This window comes from Gottfriedia acidiceleris, from assembly GCF_036421055.1.
Taxonomy (GTDB): domain Bacteria; phylum Bacillota; class Bacilli; order Bacillales; family Bacillaceae_G; genus Gottfriedia; species Gottfriedia acidiceleris_C.
In genome coordinates, this window is the sequence record NZ_JAZGQS010000044.1 from 1 (window position 1) to 746 (window position 746).

2 rRNA genes are annotated in these 746 nt (G+C 47.3%); both read left to right on the forward strand.

The features are described from left to right. Nucleotides 1-89, forward strand: a 16S ribosomal RNA gene (locus tag RAH41_RS22435); the annotation flags it as partial. 206 nt (nucleotides 90-295) lie between these two features. Further along, a 23S ribosomal RNA gene (locus RAH41_RS22440) occupies nucleotides 296-746 on the forward strand; the annotation flags it as partial.

The following is a 746-nucleotide window of genomic DNA, read 5'->3' on the forward strand; positions in this document are numbered from 1 at the left end:
GGAGCCAGCCGCCTAAGGTGGGACAGATGATTGGGGTGAAGTCGTAACAAGGTAGCCGTATCGGAAGGTGCGGCTGGATCACCTCCTTTCTAAGGAATATTTACAAGAAACGTGACGTTCTTTGTTCGTTCAGTTTTGAGAGTTCAATCTCTCAATGAAAGATTCGTTCTTTGAAAACTAGATAATGTTATGAAGAAGCAATAACCGAGTAATCGCCATTTTAGTGAATTCTCTCTATGTTAAATAGAGTTAAAAACCTTTGATACTGTTCATCTTCGATGAACCTGTCAAATACGGTTAAGTTAGAAAGGGCGCACGGTGAATGCCTTGGCACTAGGAGCCGATGAAGGACGGTACTAACACCGATATGCTTCGGGGAGCTGTAAGTAAGCTTTGATCCGGAGATTTCCGAATGGGGAAACCCCCTATCCGTAATGGGATAGGATCCTTATCTGAATACATAGGGTATGGAAGGCAGACCCGGGGAACTGAAACATCTAAGTACCCGGAGGAAGAGAAAGCAAACGCGATTCCCTGAGTAGCGGCGAGCGAAACGGGATTAGCCCAAACCAGGAGGCTTGCCTCCTGGGGTTGTAGGACACTCTATACGGAGTTACAAAGGAACGAGGTAAATGAACAGGTCTGGAAAGGCCGGCCAGAGAAGGTAAAAGCCCTGTAGTTGAAACTTCGTTCCCTCCAGAGTGGATCCTGAGTACGGCGGGACACGAGAAATCCCGTCGGAAGCA